Source organism: Candidatus Magnetobacterium casense (genome assembly GCF_019173545.1).
Taxonomy (GTDB): domain Bacteria; phylum Nitrospirota; class Thermodesulfovibrionia; order Thermodesulfovibrionales; family Magnetobacteriaceae; genus Magnetobacterium; species Magnetobacterium cryptolimnobacter.
Genome location: NZ_JABXWD010000017.1, coordinates 1 through 21491, shown reverse-complemented (window position 1 = coordinate 21491; position 21491 = coordinate 1). Strand labels below are relative to the sequence as shown.

The following is a 21491-nucleotide window of genomic DNA, read 5'->3' as shown; positions in this document are numbered from 1 at the left end:
TAGCTTAACACCTACAGTGGTTAGAGGAGGGATTCTCCACAAAGAATGGCTTTATTGGCAGGATTGCATTCTTAGCTTAACACCTATGGGGCGGAGCCGCCCCTTTCTTCTTTTTCCAACCCTCTGCCTTTCCAGATCATGTAGATGGCCGGGTAGATAATTAGCTCCAGGATGGTCGATGTCACCACGCCGCCAACCATCGGAGCCGCAATCCGCTTCATTACGTCAGAACCGGCTCCGTGACTGAACATTATCGGCACCAGACCAGCAAGTATCACGCTTACTGTCATTATCTTGGGCCGTATACGCTTGACCGCTCCGTGCATGATCGCCTCACGCAGACCAGCCCTGCCTACAAGCAACCCCTTGCGCTGCCATTCTTCGTAACTAAGCTCCAGATATAACAGCATCACGACCCCCGTTTCGGCATCCAACCCGGCAAGCGCTATCAACCCAACCCACACCGCTATGCTCATGTTGTAGTGCAACAGATACAACAACCAAAAAGACCCTACCAATGAAAACGGCACCGCCAATAACACAATTACCGTCTTGGTAAACGATTTGGTGTTAAAGTAAATGAGCACAAATATGATAAACGCCGTCAACGGCAAAACTATTTTCAGCCTTTCATGAGTCTTGACGAGGTACTCGTACTCACCGCTCCAGACAAGCCTGTAACCGGTGGGTACCTGAAGCGACGCAACCTTTGCCCTGGCCTCGGTGACATACCCGCCAACGTCCCTGCCTGAAAAGTCGATGTAGACGTATGCCGTCAACATTCCCTCTTCGCTCTTTATGCCGCCAGGCCCTTTGACAATGGCGATGTCTGCAAGCTGCCCCAGGGGCACCTGTGCGATTGCGACAGACGTTCCCGCCGATGAACCACCACCCATCCCGGAGGACGCCGAGGCCCCTGTTGCTCCCCCAACGGCGCCGGGCATCAACGGCACAAGCACCCGATTGAGACTCTCTATGGAGTTCCTAAGCCCGCGCGGATATCGCAGATTGACCGTGTACCGCTCCCTGCCCTCGACGGTGGTTGTGAGATTCATCCCGCCAATGGCAGACTGAATGACCTCCTGGACGTCGTCAACCGTCAGGCCGTACCTGGCAGCCTCGGCACGCTTGACCCGGAAGTCCAGGAAAAAACCCGTCGTCGAACGCTCGGCATAGACACTCCTCGTACCGGGGATGTCCTTTAGGAGTGCCTCCAGTTGCAGACCGATCTTTTCAATCACGGCGAGGTCTGCACCGAGTATCTTTATCCCGACGGGCGTCCTTATTCCGGTTGAGAGCATGTCCAGACGTGCCTTTATGGGCATCGTAAAGGAGTTTGCCACGCCGGGGATCGTCAATGCCTCGTTGAGTTCGTCCTTGAGCTTATCCACGGTCATGCCCTTGCGCCACTGAGCCTCGGGCTTGAGGTTGATGACGGTCTCAAACATCTCAACCGGAGCGGGGTCTGTGGCCGTCTCGGCTCGACCCGCCTTGCCAAAAACCTGCGACACCTCCGGTATGGACTTGATCAACTTGTCCTGCATCTGCAATAACCGTGCGGCCTCGGAGATTGACGCCCCCGGCACCGTCACCGGCATGTAAAAAAGCGTCCCCTCATACAGCGGCGGCATGAACTCCGTCCCCAGTTTCATGTATGGATACGCCGTTAATGCCATGATTATCACGGCCAGAAATATCACCGTCTTTCTGAACCGCAAGGCCGCGCTGGCTATCGGTTCGTATAGCTTATGCAGGACGATGCTGATGGGGTTTCTCTCCTCCGGACGTATCTTGCCCCTGATAAATATGGTCATGAGCATTGGGGTGAGCGTCACGGCCAGAAACGACGCAAAGAGCATCGCAAACGTCTTGGTGTACGCCAGCGGCTTAAATAGCCTCCCCGCCTGCGCCTGCAACGTAAACACCGGGAAGAATCCAACCGTTATAACCAACAGCGCAAAGAACAACGACGGCCCCACCTCTACGGCTGCGCCAATTATGGCATCAACTCTGCTGCCCTGACGTCCGTGTTCTTCCCATTCTTCGAGCTTCTTGTGGGCGTTTTCCACCATGATGATCGAGGCGTCCACCATAGCGCCAATTGCGATTGCGATCCCGCTGAGGCTCATTATGTTTGCGGTAACGCCCATGTAGTACATAAGTATAAAGGACATCAATATTGCAATTGGCAGCGTGAGTATCACCACCAGGGCACTTGGCAGGTGGAACAGGAACACGATACATACCACACTGACGGCTACGGTGAGCTTTATGATCTCCTCCCTGAGCGTGTCAATGGCCGCGCGTATGAGTTCGGAGCGGTCGTATGTCACGACGATCTTGACGCCCTGCGGCAATGAAGGATTGATGTCCCTTGCGATCTTGTCCTTGACCCTGTCTATGACGCTGAGGACGTTTTCGCCAAAGCGTACAACGACGATGCCCCCTGCGACCTCGCCCTTGCCGTCGAGTTCGGCCAGTCCGCGTCGTATCTCAGGGCCGAGTTGGATGCGGGCAATGTCCTTGAGCAGAAGCGGCGTGCCCTCTGCGCTCGTTCCAAGTGGGATGTTTTCAATATCGCTGATGTCCCTGATGTATCCCCTGCCCCTGACCATGTACTCTATGCCTGAGAACTCGATCACGCGTCCTTCGACGTCGCGATTGCTTTTGCGTATGGCGTCCATGATTCTGGTGATAGGGATGTTATAGGCCAGGAGGCGATTTGGGTCGATGGTCACCTGGTACTGTTTGACGAAACCGCCGATGCTTGCCACCTGCGACACCCCTGCAACGCTTTCGATGGCGAGCTTGAGGTTGTAGTCCTGGATGCTGCGTAGTTGAGCCAGGTCGTGTTGTCCGGTTTCATCGACGACGGCGTATGAGAAACCCCATCCGAGGCTCGTAGCATCCGGCCCCAGGGTGGGATTGGCATCAGCGGGCAGCTTGGCGCGCACCGCCTGGAGGTACTCCAGCACCCTGCTGCGTGCCCAGTAGATGTCCGTCCCCTCGGCAAAGATCACGTATATGAACGAGCTGCCAAGAAACGAAAATCCCCTGACAGCCGTGACCTTCGGGGCGGCCAGCAGCGTGGACGTTATCGGATATGTGACCTGGTCCTCCACGAGGTCGGGGCTTCTTCCCATCCACTCGGTGTAGATGATGACCTGTGTGTCGCTGAGGTCCGGGATGGCATCCAAGGGGGTGTTTACAAACGTCCAGTACCCCCACAAGGACAGGAATCCAACCAGCAGCACCACCGCAAACTTATTGCGCGCACTGAACTCTATTATCTTCGCTATCATCTAAACAAAACAAAACACAAAGAAAATCCCAAAGAAAGAAGGAGGGCGGCTCCGCCCCCTCCTCAGACCTCCCCTGCAAGGGGGCCAGCCCCCTTGACCCCATCCTATGGGGGTGTAAGCTCCTAATACAACTAACATCTGATACTTTTTCATAGCGTCCTTCTTCATTATACTACTATTAAAACATAACAAGTTGAAGAAAAAATGAAGAGAGTTGATTAATTATAGCATTGCCAACTATACTATAACTGTATCAGATAATAGCTTAAGGAGTGACGACTATGCTTAAAATCATTTCGGCAGTAAAGACCAGGCAAGAGATCGGGCAGATTATGGATGATGTCTATACCGCTTCAGACACCTACATTGTTGAACAAGAAGGTATACCGTTAGTAGCGATTGTACCGATGAGTGAATACAAGAAGATGCAGGACATCAAAAAAAGAGTGGTGGAGAAAACCTTCAAATTCATAGAAAAGGTACGCGTTTCAACTAAGGATATTGATCCAGAGGTGCTGGAAAAAGAAATACAGAAGGCAGTAGAGGCCGTAAAAAGAGAAGAATTAGAAGAAATGAAAAAGCAAGCCGGATTAGAGGCTAAACCTGAAGAACTTTATATGAAGGCATGATAAGGGTTGTTCTGGACACAAATGTTTTTGTCAGTGCTATCTTATACCCTGATAGTAAACCAGCTCGGATTATTCAATTGGCGAAGGAAAAGAATATCGAGCTTGTGCTTTCACAGGCTATTTTGGATGAGATCGAAAGGGTTTTACGTTATCCACATCTTCAAAGATACCATAATTATTCACTTGAAGAAGTGAATGAATTTATCAAGGGTTGGAAATATTTATCTGAGATAACACATGGTCTTGTCGAGGCAGACATAATCAAAGACGATCCTACGGACAACAAATACATTGAATGTGCAATTGAGGGGAAGGCAGATTTTATTATATCGGGAGACAATCACCTGGCTACCCTGAGGTCGTTCTATGGCATAGAGATTGTCACTCCTTATGTGTTTCTACAATACTTTAAATCTACGATTGGTAATTAAAGTACGCTAAGACTTGCTCACCATCAGCCTCTGTAGCTACGTTGGGTAAGGCGTCCCCCGCAACCGGAGCATCTACTAACGGCGCAACAGCAAGATTGGAGGGGCGTCGTGCCCCTCTTTCTATAGTTTAAATCTCTACTTTTGAGGCAATCGTGCCATCGAGGTTGATTATATACAGGTACGACTTACCCTGTTGGGGATTTGTATAAGAACCACCGCCCATCATCGAGCCACCGAAATCAGTCGTCGTGACATAAATCTTGCCGCTTGCAAAGACCGGGACGGATGCAAAGTTGCCGTCAAGGGAGATTGCCAGAGGCTTTGAGTCTTGTGTTAGAGGCAACGGTACGGCATACACGGTCGATTTGGAGTTGCCCGACGTATTGTAGTAACCCATCATGTTGTACTGAGACATATCCGGCATGGACGTAGCTGCAACTAAAAGCCCGCCATCAGGGGAGACAACGGGGCGTGATACATAGCCGGTCAGCGTGATAGATGTTTTTTGCCCGGCGGAGGTTATGGCAGTCAGGGTAGATTCAAACGTGCCGGTGCCCATCCCCGATGTCGCACCAGTCTTGTACGTCACCAGATATGCGGTGCCATCACCTCCAACAACGGGGGATGCCGACATACCATTCATCATGCCAAAGTTATCACTACTGCCCATACCTGTGCCACCACCCATACCCATGGCATAGACCTGGGTAACTGTTACCAAGATTACCATCAATACTGCAACTAACACATGATACTTTTTCATAACGTCCTCCTTATTATACTACTATTAACAGTCAAATTAAACAACCTAATACTTGTGAACCCATACCCATGCCCCCACCTGCGCAGGCAGCAAGGGTTGGGATCAAGCTAACCACACTATTCATCATTACCCATGTTGTCGCAAGTGCCTGTGTTGCTACAAGTGCCCATGTTGCCGTGACCACCAGTGTTGCCAGTGTTGCCCATGTTGCCGTGAGTGTTGGTGTTGCCAGTGTTGCCCATGTTGCCGTGAGTGTTGGTGTTGCCAGTGTTGCCCATGTTGCCGTGAGTGTTGGTGTTGCCAGTGTTGCCCATCATACACATAGCATTGACCGGGATAACCGTTACCAAAACTACCATCAATACTGCAACTAACACATGATACTTTTTCATAAGCATCCTCCTTAATTGTTATTTGTGCTACTATTACATATATTAAAACATAACAATTTGAAGAAAAGATGAAGAGGCGAGTGTTCAGTTGACAACCCATCAAGTGTGATGCTCCCCGTGTACAGTGTAAACTGAAAATGTTCCGGGGATATTTTTGACATTGTCTATATCTTTAACGTGAGCGAGAGAGAAGTTTGACCTTACACGTGCCTCGATTGTTGAGGAGACGAGGATTTGCCCCGAGTCGCACTCGGACTCTATCCTGGAGGCGAAATTGACGTTTGGGCCAAGCGCTGTGAATTGATTGCGAAAATCAGTCCCAACATTACCCACGGTGGCCTCTCCTGTGTGTATGCCGCAGCCTAATCCGATATCGATCCTATCGGCAACGTACAGGCTCCACTCTTCGCTCCACCGTTCCAGGACGTCAGGGAACTTCCTCCTGAACTCCGTTGCAGCTTTTACGGCTGAGATGGCATCCGCCGTACCGTTGTCGTCCCTGTGGTTAATGACGCCAAAGATGGCCATTATGCCATCCCCGATAAACTTGTCCAGGACTCCGTTGTGGTCAAATATCACCCTTGCCCCTAATTCACAGTACTCCTTCAGGAATCCGGATATAAGCGTGGGATGTGCCTTTAGTATGTCGCACAGCTTGGAAAACCCCCTGATGTTCCAAAACACGATTGTAACCGTGCGCTGAGAGACAGACAGTAGGGACGGGTCCCTTTCAATAACGTCAAAGACCTTTGGACCGAAGTACTGTCGCATGAAATTGAGTTGCTGCCACCACTTGCGATAACGCAAGGCAGCCCGTGTCTTTACGTTTATCTCACGCACTGCCGATGTCCCTCTGATGTTCTTTTCCACGACGTCAAATGCCCCGCACTCAAAGGCCGCATATCTATTGTATAATAATTTTGCCCGCAATATGTTGATCCCAAAAGTACACGTACCAGATACTTTCAAATTGCGGGCAAAAGATGTTACTATAAAGACAGGCAAACGAAATGGTTAAGGCTATCGTATTATACTCCGGTGGATTGGACAGCACCCTTGCAGCCATTGTGATGGTGGAGCTTGGCGTGGAGGTGATAGCGGTGCGCTTTCTGACGCACTTTGGCTGCGACACCGGAGAGAACACGGCCTACCTCAACGACGACATCCCGCACGCAGAGCAGTTTGGCTTCAAGGTCAGATTCTGCCACCTGGGACAACCCTTCGTTGATCTCGTCAAAAACCCCCAGTACGGGCACGGCAAAAACATGAACCCCTGCATCGACTGCCGCATCCTGATGCTCAAGGAGGCCAAGCGCCTGATGGGCCTTGTCGGGGCGGATTTCCTCGTCACCGGAGAGGTCATCGGACAACGCCCAATGAGTCAGCGGCGGGACACCTTCCCGGTGATCGACAGGCAGGCCGGGGTCGATGGCCTGGTGCTGCGACCGCTGTGCGCAAAACACCTCAAACCGACCATCCCTGAAATCGCCGGTATCGTCGATAGGAGACAGCTGTACAGATTCAACGGTCGCAACAGAAAGCCGCAGATGGGCCTGGCGGCAAGTCTCGGACTGACTGACTACCCCGTCCCAGCCGGTGGATGCCTGCTCACCGATGCGATATACTCCTACAGACTGAGGGAGTTGCTGGCGCACGACCCCAACCCATCCATGCGTGACATAAACGTGCTGCGGGCCGGCAGACACTTCAGGCTCTCTGAGACGTGTAAGGCCATTATCGGCAGAAATGAGGCCGACAACGACTTCCTTGAAACACAGGTGACATCGGGCGATATCACAATGCAGGTCATGTCAACCGGAAGTCCGCTCACACTGCTAACGACCACAGAGGACAAGATCGATGATGCACTCCTGAGACTGGCGGCATCCATGACGGCCCGCTACAGTGGCAAAAAACACAGGGACATGGTCGATGTCTCCGTCTTTCGTGGCATTGACGAACCGATGGCAATAAAGATAGTACCCCCCGCATCAGAGGAAAAGATCAATGCCCTGAGAATAGAGGACAAAGGTGCCAAAGGCAATATTAAGCCTGTATGAGTTTATAACCTATGCATACGAGACATTACGTTCTCTGATGCTTATCATAAGCGACGGTGTCTGCTAACGGTTGAGATAGCGTAGATCAACGTCGATGTCAAGGGACACTGTTACATGGAGCTTAATGAAGACGAGCAGTTATGCACATTTATTATGAGTCTGTTTGAAGAGGAAGAGGCCATGGCAGGGGAGGCAGAGGATATCGTCGCCTCAGAAAAGTGGCAAGGTGATGCCATGTTGCCGCATTTTGAGAAGCTCTACGGTGCCTATAAGAAGCTGTTAAGGCAGACAAAGCGAATCGTAAGGATGGCAGACAACATGGAATTACGTGTGCAAGAGCGCACGGTAGAACTTGCCACCGCTTTGGCCAATATGAGCCACGAAATCAGAACCCCTATGAACTCAATACTTGGCTTTTTGGAAATAGTCTCCGATACCCACAACATCTCAGAGACTGACAGAAAACGCTACCTGGACATCGCAACAAATTCGACGCATACCTTGCTTGGCCTAATAAACGACATACTCGATATCAGCAAGATGGAAAGCGGTAAGATGCCCCTTGAACGAAACCCCCTCAACCTCAGAGACCTGCTCCAGAGTGTGTCTCATATGTTTGATATCAAGGTACGTGAAAAGGGACTTGTTCTTACGTATAACATCGCTCCGGCTATAGACAACGCCAACTTCACAGGCGACCCCCTGCGCCTCAGACAGATACTGATAAACCTTACTGGCAATGCCGTCAAGTTCACCGAAAGAGGCGGCATCCGCATAGAGGTATATCCACACACAGAGGAAGAAGACCTCATCTGTTTTGACATCATCGATACGGGGATCGGGATATCTGCCCAGAGTCTGGAGGGTATCTTTGATGCCTTTACTCAGGCGGACAGCTCAACGACACGACGTTTTGGCGGCACAGGCCTTGGCACCACAATATCCAAACAACTGGTTGAGATGATGGGTGGTCGCATATGGGCAGAAAGCGAAGTGGGTAAGGGTAGTGTCTTTCACTTCACCGTCAACATGAAAAGGACGGATGAGCCTGTGCAGTACATGTTTGCCGGCGTAAGAGTTTCGGATGACGGCACGCATTTGCAAAAACCACGCAGGGTCTTTCGGATACTGGCAGCAGATGACCTTGAAGAAAATATCCTACTGCTAAAAACACGCCTGGAACATCAGGGACATACAGTGGTGGTTGCCAAAAACGGCATTGAGGCAATTACGCTGTTTAAGAGCGAGCACGTTGACCTTATCCTTATGGATATACATATGCCACACATGGACGGCGTGGAGGCCACAAGACGTATTCGTGCCCTGGAAGCTGAATCATCCGCTCAATTTTCCTCCGGACATATCCCCATTGTCGCCCTGACGGCAAGCGTGATGAATGAAGAGGTCGAGGACTATATACAAAACGGCTTCACTGCCGTTATTGGTAAGCCTGTCAACTTCGGGCTACTTTTTGATACAATACAAGGGATAACCCCCCAGGGGGGTGACAAGATATCCATTGAACACTATGATGCTGAAGATGCACGCCTGCCGGATAAACTGTCATCACTTGAGGCTATAGATATGCAAAAAGGTATCGATCTATGGATGGACCGCAAAATTTACATAAAATCGTTGATGGAGTTTTCGGGTAAGTATGGCAACACAGCCAGGACAATATCCTCATTAGTTGACAATAACGATATCGAGGCAGCCATAAAGATTGCGCATTCCCTCAAGGGTCTCTCCGGCAATCTGGCAATGCCACAAGTGTATGGTCTCTCCGGCGGTGTCGAACATGCCCTCAAGGAGCGCAATATCGACCAGTGCAGGACGCTGTTGAAGCAACTTGCCACTGCGCTAAGTACGGTCGTTGACTCTATTGGCAAGCTCGATGTGAAGGAGCAGGCCACAGGGAAATGAGGATGTTGTTTGTCCACAGAGGATTGACAGGGATTTTTTGAGAACGTTACAATAGAAATGTGGATGTTACTTAATTACGATGGATATGAACCAACAGAAAGAGCAGTTTAGTATTGCTTATGCTAGAGCTGTAGTAGCCGCCGCCGGTTTTATTTGCTATACATATGACATAGATGTTGACAGTATAGATATAGGTATCAGTGGAATTGGAGGAGTAGGAACCGCTAAATCGCCAAAAATAGAAATACAGTTAAAATGTACTGCAAGAGACATAATGTTTAGTGATGGTGTAAGGTATCCTCTTAAAATTAAGAACTACAATGAGCTGAGGGGTGAAGACTACCCAATACCTCGTCTCTTGGTTGTTGTTGTTGTACCGGAGGATATAAATGAGTGGTTACTACATTCAGAAGATGAACTATCAATGCGGCATTGCGGATACTGGATGTCATTGCGTGGATTTCCTGAAACAGACAATAAAGAAACGATAACTGTTACCCTACCCAGAACACAACAATTTAATGTTAATGACCTGTGCCAAATAATGGAACGTATAAGTAATGGGGGATTACCATGAAGGCTTCTATTCACGATAAACAAGTACTCTCAAACCTTAAACCACTTGATATTCTTATGTATTTACGTGCAACTGGATGGCATGAGGTGAGGACAGTTCCAGATAAGTGGACAGTATTGATTAAGGCGGGTGATTTTGAAATAATCTTGCCATTAACCAACCAATATAGTGATTTTGTTTTACGTATGTTAGATATGCTCAAGACCTTAGAGGTAGTTGAGGAACGCTCTCAATTAGAGATAGTTAATGATTTAAATACTGCTTCTGCTGACATAATACGTCTGCGTGTTTCTGATGCTGAATCAACGGATGGCACTATTTCTATAGAAGAGGGGTCTAAAATAGTTCAAAGTTCACGTGACTTAGTGATGGCAAGTGCTTGTGCCGCAATAGAGAAACGAGCAATATATCAAACCAGAAAACCAACACGAGTTATGGAATATTTAAAGAAAGTTCGATTGGGACAAACTGAACATGGAAGTTATGTAATAACTGTCATTTCGCGTGTTGTGCCGGATTTAAAGGTGCAAACTCCTGAAATGGAAGAACCTTTTGAAAGACAGGTAGTAATAACATTAGCCAAGGCTATTTCAGCGGCAAATCATGCGGCAAGCAGCGCTGTTGCAAAGAGTAGTTTTCAGGATTTTCAAGCTGTGGTAAACGAAGGAGTTAGCGCAAATCTATGCGATGCTATCTATGGCCTTGCATCAGGGGGGGAATCCAATAAGGGATTAGAGATTAGTTTTTCCTGGTCAAGAAGCCGCCCATTGAATGACCCAAACATCAAAAGCAAAATCGTATTTCTTCCGGATAGTATACCTATTTTCAAGGAAGCTGCCAGGCTGTTTCGAGACACAAATGCACGAGATGACTTTGAACTTTGTGGCCCCGTTGTAAAACTCGAAAGAGCAGCAGATGGAGCTACGATGGGCAAAGTAACTATCCTTGCATTTGTGGATGAGCAGCCTAAAAAAATACTTATGGAAATGATAGACACAGACTATCAGAAGGCCCTTCAAGCTCATGGCAATCAGGATACAATCTCCTGTATGGGCTCACTAACGCGGGAAGGGCGTTCTTTTATCTTAAAAAATCCTCACAATATAACAATAGGAAGCGAATAAAAATCAGTATACACTGCAGCAAGTATTCAACCCACTTCCAAATTACGGCCAAAAGATGTTAATATAAAAACAGGCAAACGAAATGGTAAAGGCTATCGTATTATACTCTGGTTGGCTTGATGGCACACTTGCTGCCATTGTGATGGTGGAGTCTGGCGTCAATGGCTGCACCGGAAAACAGCAAATGACCCGGGCGGCAAGCATCGGAAGAAAGACTCAAGGTTCCGACAATAGAGGACAAAGGTGCCAAAGGCAATATTAAGCCTGTATGAGTTTAATCTCTACATAAAAGACATAGTATCGCAGACATTCCCTGATTCGTACTATATAACGGCAGAGATAGCCGCTATAAACGTCGATGCCAAGGGGCACTGCTACCTTGAGCTTGTAGAAAAGGACGACGCTACCATAAAGGCGCAGGTAAGGGCGGCTATATGGTCATCCCGCTACAAGGCTATAGCGCGGGAGTTTCAGACAGTCACCGCACGGACACCCTCCAAGGGGATGAAGATACTCATCGAGGCCAATCTGACCTACCATGAGCGTTACGGCCTGAGCCTTAACATAGTCAAGATCGATCCCTCCTACACCCTCGGCGATATGGCAAGAAAACGACAGGAGATCATTGACCGTCTCAGTCGTGAGGGCCTCACAGACAGAAACAAGGCTTTGGTGATGCCCCAGGTGCCTCAACGCATAGCGGTGATATCGTCGTTGAAGGCTGCCGGCTATGATGACTTCACAAAGCACCTGCGAACCAACTCCTTTGGCTACAGCTTCAGGGTCAATCTATTTGCGGCCATCATGCAGGGCGATGCTGCGGAGGATTCGATCGTAGGGGCGCTGCTTGCCTGTGAAGCGGCCAGGGACGGCATTGACGTTGCGGTCATCGTCAGGGGCGGCGGAGGGGCGGCGGACCTTGATTGTTTTGACAGCTATGCCATAGGCCGTCAGATAGCGATGATGTCCATGCCGGTGATATCAGGTATCGGTCATGAGAGGGACAGGACGGTGGTTGATGTCGTGGCGCACATGACGGTCAAGACCCCAACGGCTGCGGCGGCATTTCTGATAGAGCGTCTGAGGGCATTTGAGGAAAAGGTAGAGTCTCTTGCAAAGGCGCTCAAGGGCGCAGCCGGAGCAGTGGTGTTGAAAAACAAATATGCGCTGAACAATTACGTCAAGGTGGTCTATGGTTCGGGGCGGTTGATATCCCGGCACATGGGCGTAGTAACGTCTATGACCGACAGGCTCAGGCTACTGCTGAACAGGGACGTAAAGGACATCCGGCGTCGCACCAACGACCTGTTTACCAGGACGACGACCCTTATGTTTAGCGCCAGGCGTTACATCGTGCGTCAGGGGGAGCGTCTGAAGGTCCTCAATGACAGCATCACACACCTCAATCCGGAAAACATCCTCAAGCGTGGCTACAGTATCACCTCCGTCAACGGCAAGGTGCTGAAGTCAGCCGATGCCGTAAAGACGGGCGATGTCCTTAGCACACAGCTCATGCAGGGCGTGATCTACAGCACCGTGCGACCAAAGGCCCGGATTAGGGTCATTGACGATAAACCAAAAGAGGTAAAGGATGAAGGAAGAAAAGACCTATTCTCAGGCTATTAAGGAAATAGAGGCAATCATCACCGACATAGAAAAGGAGACCATCGACGTTGACGTCCTGACCGAGCGCGTCAAGACTGCCATAGAACTGATAAAGGACTGCAAGGGCCGCTTGCGAAGGACAGAGGAAGAACTAAATGGTGTCCTGAAGGAGTTTGAACAATCTACCACTGAAGAAGGCTGATTGAGAGACAAGAATTTTTAACACGTCAAGCGTCTATTATTAATTAGTATGGTAAAATAAAAAGGATGAAAAATCAGTCGTTATTAGCCGCCTTTATAGCTTTTTACAGGCTGGTGGATAAGGAGTTTTTCAACAAGCCTAAGAAAACAAATTGTTGGGAATATATAAAATGCGGTAAGGAGCTTGAATCTACATGTGATGCCGTAAATAAAAAAGCAGGCCGATATTGTTGGTATAGTATAATTGCTGCTTACCAGAGAAAAAAGTTAACAGATTCAACAGAACACTATCGTAATTTTCATGAGCGGGGGCGAATATTACTCCTATTCATGAGGGTTTCTTACCGGTGGCCTGTCATTTCCTCTGCATTGTATGAGCTTCTGACAAGCGGGGCGGAGGCGACAAACTCAAATCCCATCGTCATGGCGGAATCCCTAAGGCGGTCAAACACATCCGGGTGTACGTACTCAACCACCGGGAGGTTGTCCTTACCCGGTCGCAGGTACTGGCCAATCGTCATGAAATTGCAGCCGGTAGCGGCAATATCCCTCAGGACGTCTATACACTCATCGATGCTTTCGCCCAGACCCAGCATCAGCCCCGACTTGGTCTTCATCTGCGGACAGAGTTCCCTGGCTGCCTCCAGCATCCTCAACGAGCGCCGGTACTGTGCCTGGGGTCTGACCACGGGGTAGAGGGAGGGGACGGTCTCCACGTTGTGGTTAAAGACGTCGGGTGCGGCATCGAGCACCGTTTTCAATGCCTCCGTGTCGCCCTTGAAGTCCGGCGTCAGCACTTCGATGGTGGCATCGGGCAGGCAGGCCCTGACAGCGAGCACGGTTCTGGCAAAGTGCCTCGCTCCACCGTCATCGAGGTCATCACGGGTGACGGAGGTGATCACGACGTGTCTCAGGCCCATGGACTGTGCTGCCTGTGCGACCCGTTCCGGTTCGGAGTCCTCCGGTGTAAGTGTGTGTGCGTGGTTGACGGAGCAAAAGCCGCAGGTGCGTGTGCAGGAGTTGCCGAGGATCATAAACGTGGCCGTTGGCTTGCTGAAGCAGTGACTACGGTTTGGGCACCTGGCCTCCTCGCATACGGTGTTGACCCTGAAGCCACGCAAGAGCTGTTTGGTCTGTCGCGTGTCCTTGAACGGGTTTGTCTTAAGCCAGTCAGGGTGTCTCATGGCGATGCATCTCTTTGGCCTCATCCCACAGTCTGTTCATCTCTTCAAGGGACATGGCGGAGAGGTCTGTGCCCTGTTGCAGTGCTGTTTTTTCGATGTGCTCAAAGCGGCGCTGGAACCTGTTGATAGTCCTTCGGAGGGCGTTTTCCGGGTTGACCTTTACAAACCTCGACAGGTTGACCAGTGTAAAGAGCAGGTCTCCGAGTTCGTCCTCTATGGCGCCACTGTCCTTGTCGGCGAGGGCCTTTCTGAACTCGCCCAGTTCCTCGGCAAACTGCTCAAAGACTTCGTCGGTCTTCTGCCAGTCAAATCCCACGCCGGAGGCCCGCTGCTGAACCCGGTATGCCCTCAGCAGGGATGGCGCAGAGGAGGGCACGCCACTGAGCAGCGATTGTCGGCCCTCTTCTTTCTTGCGCTCCTCCCACTGCCTGAGTACCTCATCGGAGGTCTCAAACACGGCATCCCCGAAGACGTGCGGATGTCTGAAGACCATCTTCTTGCCGATGACCTCCACAACGTCATATATGTCAAAGTGACCATCTTCTTTTGACATCTGCGCAAAAAACAGCAGTTGAAACAGGACGTCTCCAAGCTCCTCCTTCAACTTTGAGGGGTTGCCCTCATCGATGCTTTCGATGATCTCATAGACTTCCTCCATAAGATATGGGACGATGGACTTGTGCGTCTGTTCCTTGTCCCACGGGCAACCCTGCTCAGACCTTAGTCTGGCTATGATGTCAACAAGCTCGTCAAAGGTCATATGGGGCACTGCCCTACTTTTTCTTTGCCGGTTCTGTCTTTGCCTTCGTATCATTTTTAACCGCAACCGGTTCGAGCTTTGCATTGTTGTCGGCTACGGCATCCTTAAAGGCCTTACCCGCTGTAAACTTGGGGGACTTGGCTGCGGGGATGACTATTGGTTCTCCGGTACGAGGGTTACGTCCTTCACGTTCCTTGCGTTCAGATATGCTAAATGCTCCGAAACCGACAAGGTACACCTTCTCCCCATTGCTCGTGGCTGTGATAACGTTTGAGATAAAGGCATCAACAAACTTTGCGGTATCACTCTTGGTCAGGCTTGTTGCTTTGGTTATACTGTCTACCAAATCTGCTTTGTTCATACAACGTCTCTCCTTAAATTAAATTAAAGTTGCCTCTGAGATAACTCCGTTTTATAACGGAGTTCCTGTATCTCTTGCATAATCGCTTTAGGCATACATGCCATTTACGATATAATACACATGTCGGATAAAAATGTCCACAAAAAAAGTTGTGTTTATCTATGACAGTTTTTTTTCCCTCGACAAATTAACATATTGACAACGTCCTAAGAACCTGTTATACTACATATCAGTTTGGGGCTGTAGCTCAGTTGGGAGAGCGCTTGAATGGCATTCAAGAGGTCGTCGGTTCGATCCCGATCAGCTCCACCAAAAAAAAAGCATCCCTATTTCAATTGTATAGCTGAATTATTACGTAAATACCATGTTTTTTTGGGGAGCGGAACACCCTGCCCCCCTGCCACAAAGGTCAGCGCCTCACTTGACCCCATTATCTGCAATCCTTTATACTTAAACTAATATGCTGATTTATAATCCGGGCGCTTGACATAAATGCAAGAAGAACCTGACAACCACCAACTCCCCGGTGACGCCACCATCATGGAGGCTGACAAGACCCTGAGCGAAGAACGCACCGTTGTACAACGGAGGTCGCCCGCCGAAGAGGCATCCCACGGTACACCTCAGCCCCTGCGAAAGTTCCAGGGCTACACCATCATAAAGGCATTTCCAGCCAAGGGGGCAGAGGCAGACATATACCTGGTCAGACATGGGGAAACCGACCTTGTCCTGAAGCTGTACAGGTTGGGCATAATCCCTGGAGTTGACGTCCTGAAGAAGGCCCGGCAGTTTAGCTCAATGTTCCCCGATCACGTCGTATCGATCAAGGACTATGGCCTTGACCGCAGATCGGGGCGATGGTACGAAATACAAGAATATGCACGATACGGTTCACTGAGGGAGTATCTGAGACACAAACCCGGCACGTCACTGTTGCTAAACATAATCGTGGAGATATCCGAGGCACTCAGGGCGCTGCACAACAACGACATCATGCACCGCGATCTTAAGCCATCCAACATCCTGGTCAGGGAGACAGACCCCGTGGTGTTGGTGTTTACCGATTTTGGCGTTTCGTCGCTCATAGACGCCGAACACTCAAAGAAATTCACCGCCGTCAAGGGGACTCCGCTGTACTGGGCGCCGGAGGCCTTTACGGGCGTCGTTGGACCAAAGGCGGACTGGTGGTCATTTGGGATGATCGTCCTTGAGCTGCTGTTGGGAAGACACCCATTTAGCAACCTTGCCACCAACGTGATCATGTACACGCTTGCCACCAACGGGGTGGAGATACCACGGGATATCCCCCCGGAGTATGTCCCGTTGCTGCGGGGTCTGTTGACACGCAATCCTCAGAGACGCTGGGAGTATCAGCAGGTCAGGGCATGGCTCGACGGCAGAGGTAACATCCCGGAGTACTACGATACCCAACAGGGCGACAAGCAGGGATACCAGGTGCCGTTTTCTACCGGAGAACGGGAGTTTTATTCCCTGTCGGAACTCCTGGAGGGCTTCATAGAGAGCGAAACCGCATGGCAAGACGGCATCACCTGTATGCAGCGCAGATACGTCTCAAAGTGGTTGTCCAAAAACGACCAGTTCGGTCTCGCCCTCAGGATAGAAAAGATGTTTGAACGCTCAGACATAGACCCCGACCTTGCCCTTATGACGGTCATATATACGTTTAACAAAACCCTGCCATTTGCCTTCTGCGGCAAACTGATAACCCCACAAAACCTCTACCTGTATGCGGCACGAATCATCCAGGGCACTGAAACCAGCGCCGAACGCCTCGTTATAGACAACCTCCTCTGCGGCAAACTCCTCGATTACTACAGACAGTACGTAACCCTAACGCAAAACAGAGACAACGCCATGTACAGACTCCTGGAAAGTCTCACGCAGGTCTTTGCAAGGGAGGCCACCTATGAGGGCAAACTCCAACAGATAATGACGCTTAACGTCTTGCTGCAACCGGATAAGTATATAATCCCCATAAGCATAAAACAAGACCTGTTCAACAAGGCAGACCTCGTCGATATGTACGTCAACAGCTTTATAACACGAGATGAATATGCCCGGTTCTCCGAGGATTTCATCTTGCCCCTTGGGCTGCAACGGGACATCCAGGGCGATGACCTCCCACGCTACAAGAGGGGTGTGCAGCAGTTGCGATATCTGCAAGACAACGCACTGTTCATCAGGGAAAACGACATAAAGACGCTTGCAGGGCAATACATGATCCCCCTGGATATCCTTTCCGGTCTGCACAGTGACGGCTTTGACACCTACGTTGAGGCCGTGCAGCAGCTCAAGCAATTGCAGGAGGACGCCATCCTCGTTGACCGGAGTGAGTACCAGACGCTGAAAGAAAACTGCCTGCTGCCTGTTGAGATAACCGATGGGATTGCCGCTATGGAGATTGCACCATACACGGAGGCGGCAAAAAGATTTCAGGAACTTCAACGAGACAACCTCTCACTGACCCCGACAGAGATCAAGGCCTATGCCGTTAATCATCCGGGGGTCTTTGACTACATAGATGGCGTAAGCGACGCCCTGCAAAGGGACTATCCGGCATATGTAAGGTCCATGATAGCTCGGAACTGGCTCAAACGCATCGCAACCAACAAGACCTACACGCAGAAATACATAACCCTGGCCAGATTCATCCGCAACAAGGTTGACCCCTCCAGGCTTTCGCTCTTGATCCGTATTGATGGCGAACTCGATGAGGCGCTTAAGTACCTCACACGGGATACTTCCTACCTATACGACTCCAGGTACAACGAGTACGTAGTGTTAAAAAAACTCAAGGCATACATAGAGGGGCTGCTACAGGCAATGTTCAAGTGGGAGGGCTACGACCGGGTCATAACGGACGAACTGACGGAAAGCGTCCTGAGCATATCCAGGGCAATCGAAAAGAAGGCCGAAAAGTTTAGCAAGGTCAAGGGACTATTTGGCTTTATAATCAATGAGACAATAAAAGGCACGCTGGATGAATCCACGTTTAACAAGGTGTGTGTGGATATATACGTAAGGCATCAGATGAGAATTGATAGTTGCAATACCCAACAGGGGGGTGCATAAAACAAGTTTGTTACTGTTAAAAAAAGCATGGTAAAAGGTTTAGTAGGAAGGGGTCAAGGGGTCAGCGACCCCCGGCTCAGTGGGGGACTGGCCCCCTTGCGGGGGGTTCTAAAGGGGCCAGGTGCGACCTGGAGCGCCAAGAAGCGGAGCCGCCCCTTTCTTTCTTTTCTTGTATTTTCAGACGGCTAAGGATATTGTAAACTCTGCTCCACCTGGGATGTTTCTTACTACCAGACTTCCACCCATGTTGGTCTCTATGATGGTCTTTGACATGTACAGACCGATGCCGGTACCCTCTGAACCCTTGGTGGTGAAATACGGCTCAAATATCCGCCCCATTACATCTGCGGGGATACCTCCGCCGTTGTCTCTGATTGAGATGACGATTTGCCCCTGCCGCTCCAATGGCCTGGCTATCTCTACCTCGATCTGACCTTGTACACTGGCATCGGTGGCTGCACAGGAGATAATCGCATCCTTGGAGTTGTTGAGGATGTTGAGGATCACCTGCTTGAACTCATTGGGATAGCCATTGGCGACAAGAGTCAGAGGGGATGTGACCTTGATGTTGACTGTTATATTGTTTTTTATAAATACCGGACTAAACATCGAAATCAACTCGTCTATCGCATTTTTAACATCAAACGCCACCTTTTGCTTTGACGGCTTGAAGAAGTTCCTAAAGTCATCCATCGTCTTGCCCATGAATGTCACTTGTCCCATTGTTAACTCAATCGTGTTATCTATGTAATTCTTGTCGAGTTCGCCAAACTTGTAGGCGTCTCTGAGGTCCTGAACTATTAGTCCGATAGCGTTTAGAGGCTGCTTCCACTGGTGGGCGATCAAGCCGATCATCTCCCCCATGGCGGCCATCTTGGACTGCTGAATGAGCATTTGCTCCTGCATTTGCCGCTTTGCGGTCTCTTCCCGTACCAGGGAGGCAAGGTTGGCGTTGAGTGTTTTAAGTTCATCCTCAAGGCGCTTGCGCTCAATCGCCAGGGCATAAATAGAGGCAAGGCGCTTTATGATGTCAAGGTCGGTCTCCGTATAATCCCTGCCGGCGTTTGCCAGGGCAATGTTGCCAATCAGCCTGTCGCCTATCATTGCCGGTACTGCCATGTATCTCGTCAACGGGATGTGTCCCTGTGGCAGACAACCCTTGTATGCCGGGTGTTTTTGGGGATCGTTTGTGTAAAACGCCTGTCTTGTATTAAGCACATGTCCCCAGAGCGCATTATAACCATCCTTGCCCTTGGGAAAGGCCAATCTGCTGTGCCTCGTATCCACGTTGCACTGCCCATCTGACATCATCTCCGTAAGGGTATGACTTACCTGCTCCTCCGTCACCCTGTCAATCTCCGATACATGCCCGTGCAGACTGTCGGTCAACCTCATTGCCTGCCGGTTTATTAAGAGTGACATATCAATGATATCCTTATCCGGCGACAACAGGGCCTCCGATACCTCTGCTACGGCTGATTGAAAGTCAAGCTCCCGCTTCATCATCAGCTGGGCGCTCTTAATATCCGAGATATCATGCATTAGCGAAAACTTAGAGGTTGAACCGTCATTGTTCCTGATCGGGGTGTCAAAGTGCGAATATGTCTTATGGTTCTTTGGACAAAACCACTCCCATGTAACACTCTGTTCAGTAAAGACATCCTCCCTCCTGCACCACGGACATTGCCCCGTGCCGTCATGGAAGTACTCATAACACTTGCGACTATTGACTTCTCCGAACTCCTTTAGGGTTGCTCTGTTTACAAACTCTATGTCGTAGTCTATGCCGACTATGTAGATGCAGTCTTGCATTGCATCCATGATCCCCATGAGTTTGTCACGTTCGGTCTTTACTGCTTCTGCCATTTGCTTCTGCTCTGTTATATCACGAGCGGTGGCGTATGTCAGACCTATCTCCGGCACGGGTGACGATCTCCACTGGATGTGTCTATGTCTGCCATCCTTACACAGATACCTGTTTTCAAAATCTATGGTCAAGAGTCCTTGAGAGAGCTTCTTTACTTCATTCAGTGTTTTTTCTACGTCATCGGGATGGACAAATTCGATAAACGGCCTGGACTTAAGCTCCTCATCTGTATGCCCCAGTGTCTTACTAAATGATAGGCTAATAACTCTGAAATATCCATCGATATCAGCAATACACAACATGTCTATGGACAGGTCAAAGAACCTCTTCAACTCCTCCTCTGATTTGCGGAGCTGTGCCGTTGTTTCTTTGATGCTTTCAAGGAGGGTTTCTTGCTCCTTTAACGCATCCTTGTCCGAGTGCTCCAGCGCCTGCTTTCTTGACAGTCCCATACCGCATATCTGTCCGGCAAGACGCAGCAGGAAGTCCATCAACACCCTGACGCAGTCTTCGGTAAAGATCGGCACCCTGGCCAGGGCCTCAAGATATTTATCGCCGTCAAAGCCGAACTCCTCAGCCTGCCTGGCAAAGTATTGCACATCCGGGGAGGCAAAGAAGAACTGTCCGGTAAAGAGATTGCCCATGTGTATGCCATCAATGACAATGGGCACGGCCACGTCAACCAGGCCATTCTTACACCTGTAGATGTTATACTGTTCACCGTCCTTGAGCATACCTGCCAGTGCGGTGTCACTCTCCCTGCATCGCATTGCCGTTTCGGGGTGCATACGGTGAAACCCCGTGCAGATTGGCTGCCATCCGGTGGCTATCAGGACATTGCCCTCGATGTCGAGCAAGGCGGTGATCACCCCCGTCAGCCTGGTAAAGCTCTCAAACAGTCCGTGCAGTTCCTCTATGTTGAACAGCTCTGATAGCTTGTATGTCATTGCAATCTGTTATCCACCTCCTTAGTCATGAATGTAAAAACAACGGATATATACAAAGGTAAATTAGGGTTGTATAATATTTATTCTCTAAAAGTTTTTCGCTAAGAAACACCTAATAGTTTGTTATATAATAACCATACCCTCATTGTCAATATATTTCCACCAGCAATTCTCAGTGAAGGTGTGAGCGATATTTTTTTGGGACAAAATTGGCGAGGGTGTGACTATCTGGTGTGTGATCAGCAAAAGCTCATACCGTTTTCTATCTTAAA

17 protein-coding genes and 1 tRNA gene are annotated in these 21491 nt (G+C 49.7%); 10 read left to right on the top strand and 8 right to left on the bottom strand.

The features are described 5' to 3' along the window. Window positions 1-83: 83 nt before the first annotated feature. On the bottom strand, window positions 84-3302 hold the full coding sequence (locus tag HWQ67_RS01825) for an efflux RND transporter permease subunit (RefSeq protein WP_218250932.1): 3219 nt from the start codon (window positions 3300-3302) through the stop codon (window positions 84-86). A gap of 281 nt (window positions 3303-3583) precedes the next feature. On the opposite strand from HWQ67_RS01825, the gene HWQ67_RS01820 reads away from it, so the two are divergent. Next, window positions 3584-3931, top strand: coding sequence for a hypothetical protein (locus HWQ67_RS01820; protein ID WP_218250931.1), 348 nt, complete (start codon window positions 3584-3586; stop codon window positions 3929-3931). Next, on the top strand, window positions 3928-4362 hold the full coding sequence (locus HWQ67_RS01815) for a putative toxin-antitoxin system toxin component, PIN family (RefSeq protein WP_218250930.1): 435 nt from the start codon (window positions 3928-3930) through the stop codon (window positions 4360-4362). The genes HWQ67_RS01820 and HWQ67_RS01815 overlap by 4 nt, the downstream gene beginning before the upstream one ends. 127 nt (window positions 4363-4489) lie before the next feature. On the opposite strand, the gene HWQ67_RS01810 is transcribed toward HWQ67_RS01815, so the two are convergent. The 3 genes from HWQ67_RS01810 to HWQ67_RS01800 all read right to left on the bottom strand — a co-directional run bounded on the left by HWQ67_RS01810 (window position 4490) and on the right by HWQ67_RS01800 (window position 6447). After that, window positions 4490-5125 carry a hypothetical protein gene (locus HWQ67_RS01810; RefSeq protein WP_218250929.1) on the bottom strand — a complete coding sequence of 212 codons (636 nt, stop codon included), beginning with the start codon at window positions 5123-5125 and terminating at the stop codon, window positions 4490-4492. 116 nt (window positions 5126-5241) lie between these two features. Beyond that, window positions 5242-5517, bottom strand: a complete 276-nt coding sequence (locus HWQ67_RS01805) for a hypothetical protein (RefSeq protein WP_218250928.1) — start codon at window positions 5515-5517, stop codon at window positions 5242-5244. 99 nt (window positions 5518-5616) lie between these two features. Continuing rightward, window positions 5617-6447, bottom strand: a complete 831-nt coding sequence (locus HWQ67_RS01800) for an adenylate/guanylate cyclase domain-containing protein (protein ID WP_218250927.1) — start codon at window positions 6445-6447, stop codon at window positions 5617-5619. Window positions 6448-6527: 80 nt separating this feature from the next. Here HWQ67_RS01800 and HWQ67_RS01795 point away from each other — a divergent pair, with 80 nt between their 5' ends. From HWQ67_RS01795 to xseB, 6 genes are all read left to right on the top strand, one after another. After that, window positions 6528-7577 carry a thiamine biosynthesis protein gene (locus HWQ67_RS01795; protein WP_218250926.1) on the top strand — a complete coding sequence of 350 codons (1050 nt, stop codon included), beginning with the start codon at window positions 6528-6530 and terminating at the stop codon, window positions 7575-7577. Window positions 7578-7730: 153 nt separating this feature from the next. Next, window positions 7731-9500: an ATP-binding protein gene (locus tag HWQ67_RS01790; RefSeq protein WP_218250925.1), complete on the top strand. Its 1770-nt coding sequence runs from the start codon at window positions 7731-7733 to the stop codon at window positions 9498-9500. A gap of 79 nt (window positions 9501-9579) precedes the next feature. Next, a complete protein-coding gene (locus tag HWQ67_RS01785) occupies window positions 9580-10077 on the top strand; it encodes a DUF4365 domain-containing protein (RefSeq protein ID WP_218250924.1) in 498 nt (165 codons plus the stop codon). Continuing rightward, window positions 10074-11201 (top strand): hypothetical protein, encoded by a 1128-nt coding sequence (locus tag HWQ67_RS01780; RefSeq protein WP_218250923.1) that lies wholly within the window; start codon window positions 10074-10076, stop codon window positions 11199-11201. The genes HWQ67_RS01785 and HWQ67_RS01780 overlap by 4 nt, the downstream gene beginning before the upstream one ends. Before the next feature lie 243 nt (window positions 11202-11444). Next, complete coding sequence (gene xseA, locus HWQ67_RS01775) at window positions 11445-12827, top strand: exodeoxyribonuclease VII large subunit (RefSeq protein ID WP_218250922.1); 1383 nt, start codon at window positions 11445-11447, stop codon at window positions 12825-12827. Next, window positions 12793-13008, top strand: coding sequence for an exodeoxyribonuclease VII small subunit (gene xseB / locus HWQ67_RS01770; protein WP_218250921.1), 216 nt, complete (start codon window positions 12793-12795; stop codon window positions 13006-13008). Before xseA ends, xseB begins: the two co-directional genes overlap by 35 nt. A gap of 340 nt (window positions 13009-13348) precedes the next feature. Here the strand turns inward: xseB and lipA are convergent, their stop codons facing one another. The 3 genes from lipA to HWQ67_RS01755 are packed head-to-tail and all read right to left on the bottom strand — an operon-like array spanning window position 13349 to window position 15312. Beyond that, window positions 13349-14215: a lipoyl synthase gene (gene lipA, locus HWQ67_RS01765; protein ID WP_218250920.1), complete on the bottom strand. Its 867-nt coding sequence runs from the start codon at window positions 14213-14215 to the stop codon at window positions 13349-13351. Then, window positions 14178-14951 (bottom strand): nucleoside triphosphate pyrophosphohydrolase, encoded by a 774-nt coding sequence (mazG, locus tag HWQ67_RS01760; RefSeq protein WP_218250919.1) that lies wholly within the window; start codon window positions 14949-14951, stop codon window positions 14178-14180. The genes lipA and mazG overlap by 38 nt, the downstream gene beginning before the upstream one ends. A 13-nt stretch (window positions 14952-14964) precedes the next feature. Next, window positions 14965-15312 carry an HU family DNA-binding protein gene (locus HWQ67_RS01755; RefSeq protein ID WP_218250918.1) on the bottom strand — a complete coding sequence of 116 codons (348 nt, stop codon included), beginning with the start codon at window positions 15310-15312 and terminating at the stop codon, window positions 14965-14967. Window positions 15313-15548: 236 nt separating this feature from the next. Between HWQ67_RS01755 and HWQ67_RS01750 the strand changes: the two genes are divergently transcribed. Then, window positions 15549-15624, top strand: a tRNA-Ala gene (locus HWQ67_RS01750). A 180-nt stretch (window positions 15625-15804) separates the two neighbouring features. Continuing rightward, window positions 15805-18405, top strand: coding sequence for a serine/threonine protein kinase (locus HWQ67_RS01745; protein WP_218250917.1), 2601 nt, complete (start codon window positions 15805-15807; stop codon window positions 18403-18405). A 177-nt stretch (window positions 18406-18582) separates the two neighbouring features. Here HWQ67_RS01745 and HWQ67_RS01740 read toward each other — a convergent pair whose 3' ends face one another. Further along, the gene (locus HWQ67_RS01740) at window positions 18583-21219 is read right to left on the bottom strand and encodes a PocR ligand-binding domain-containing protein (RefSeq protein ID WP_218250916.1); all 2637 of its coding nucleotides are present in this window, start codon (window positions 21217-21219) and stop codon (window positions 18583-18585) included. Window positions 21220-21491: the final 272 nt, after the last annotated feature.